Below are 1,660 nucleotides of genomic sequence, written 5' to 3'. Positions count from 1 at the left end.
CTTCGGGCAAGGACACCCGGCGCAGGCACAGCGAAGAGCTCAAGCAGGAATTGGTCGAACGCAGCCTGGAACCTGGCGCGTCGGTCGCGGCCATCGCGCAAGAGCATGGCATCAATGCGAACCTCCTGTTCAACTGGCGCCGGCTTCGCCTGCGCGCGGAAGCTCCAGCGGTTGAAGGTGCAGCGCCTCCAACGCTATTGCCGGTGACGGTGCAGATGGAGCCCGCGGCCAAGACTAACAAGGCCATCGCGCCGCGCCCTTCGAGCGGCGTGATCGAGATCGACGTTGGTGCCACGCGCGTGCGGCTGCGCGGTGCCGTCGACGAGGCCAGCGTGCGTTGCGTGCTGCGCCTGCTGGGTGCCATTGCGTGATCGGCCTTCCTTCGAACACGCGCGTGTGGATCGTGGCGGGCCACACCGACATGCGCAAGGGCTTCGACGGCCTGGCCGCCATGGTGCAGACGGCACTAGCGGCGAATCCGTTCTGCGGCCACGTCTTCGTCTTCCGCGGCAAGCGCGGCGACATCCTGAAGGTGCTGTGGTTCGATGGCCAGGGCCTGATGCTCCTGGCCAAGCGGCTCGAGCGAGGCCGATTCGTCTGGCCCCAGGCCACGTCCGGTAGCGTCTCGCTCACGCCGGCGCAACTCTCGATGCTGCTCGAAGGCATCGACTGGCGCATGCCGGTGCGTACGCATGAGCCGTTGCTCGCTGCTTGATTCGGCGCGCTCTGACGAGCGCACTACTGGATGAGAACTTCTCCGGTGTAGCACCGATGTTCGACGCGCCGAAGGCCGGGCACAGTGGATGGCGTGACGCCGCCGATCAACGACTCCACCACACCCCACACCGTTGAAGGTTTGCTGCGAGTGGTCGAGGAGAGAAATGCCGAAGTGGTGTTCCTCAAGCTGATGGTCGACAAGCTCAAGTTGCAGTTGCTACGGAGCCTTCGGGCCCGCTTCGGATCGTCCAGCGAGCAGCTCGATGACCCCCAAATCGCTCTCCTGGAAGGCGAACCACTGTATGAACGCCCGGCGCCGATCGCGGGGCCCGCGCCCGATGCCGCTAACGCACCGCAGATCGATCGCAAGCTGCCCGACCACCTGCCTCGCGAGACCCAGGTCTACCGCCCAGAAACGAGCACTGATCACCATGACGTCAATGGCCAGCCCTGCGGCTGCACCGCTTGCGGTGGCCGCCTCCGTCTGATCGGACACGACGTCTCCGAGCAACTGGAGTACGTGCCCTCGCGCTTCAAGGTGATCCGCCATGTGCGGCCCAAGCTGGCCTGCGTGGCATGCGAAGCGATCTTCCAGGCACCGGCACCCAGCCGGCCGATCGCGCGCGGCGTGGCCGGCCCTGGGCTGCTCGCCAACGTGCTGGTGTCGAAGTTCTGCGATCACATTCCACTTCACCGCCTGAGCCGCATCTACGGGCGCGACGGCGTCGTCATCGACCGCTCGACCATGGCCGGCTGGGTGGGCCAGAGCGAGAAGCTGTTCGATCCGCTGGTGGCCGCGCTCGGGCGCTACGTGCTGGCCGGCGAGAAGGTGCATGCCGACGACACGCCGGTGGCCGTGCTCGATCCCGGCCGCGGCCGCACCAAGACCGGCCGGCTATGGGTCTACGTGCGCGACGATCGGCCGGCCGGAAACACACAGCCA

At 66.7% G+C, this 1,660-nt stretch carries 3 protein-coding genes; all 3 read left to right on the top strand.

Annotation, left to right across the window (positions count from 1 at the left end):
- Nucleotides 1-371: IS66-like element accessory protein TnpA (gene tnpA / locus APY03_RS45525; protein WP_068684763.1), on the top strand; the 371-nt coding region annotated here is incomplete at its 5' end.
- A complete protein-coding gene (tnpB, locus tag APY03_RS35245; protein ID WP_012745822.1) occupies nucleotides 368-715 on the top strand; it encodes an IS66 family insertion sequence element accessory protein TnpB in 348 nt (115 codons plus the stop codon). The genes tnpA and tnpB, both read left to right, overlap by 4 nt.
- A 192-nt stretch (nucleotides 716-907) precedes the next feature.
- The coding region (gene tnpC, locus APY03_RS40940; protein WP_443082864.1) for an IS66 family transposase at nucleotides 908-1,660 on the top strand (753 nt) is incomplete at its 3' end.

The sequence above is a fragment of the Variovorax sp. WDL1 genome, from assembly GCF_001541225.1.
GTDB lineage: Bacteria > Pseudomonadota > Gammaproteobacteria > Burkholderiales > Burkholderiaceae_C > Variovorax.
This window is presented reverse-complemented; position numbering and strand designations above follow the sequence as displayed.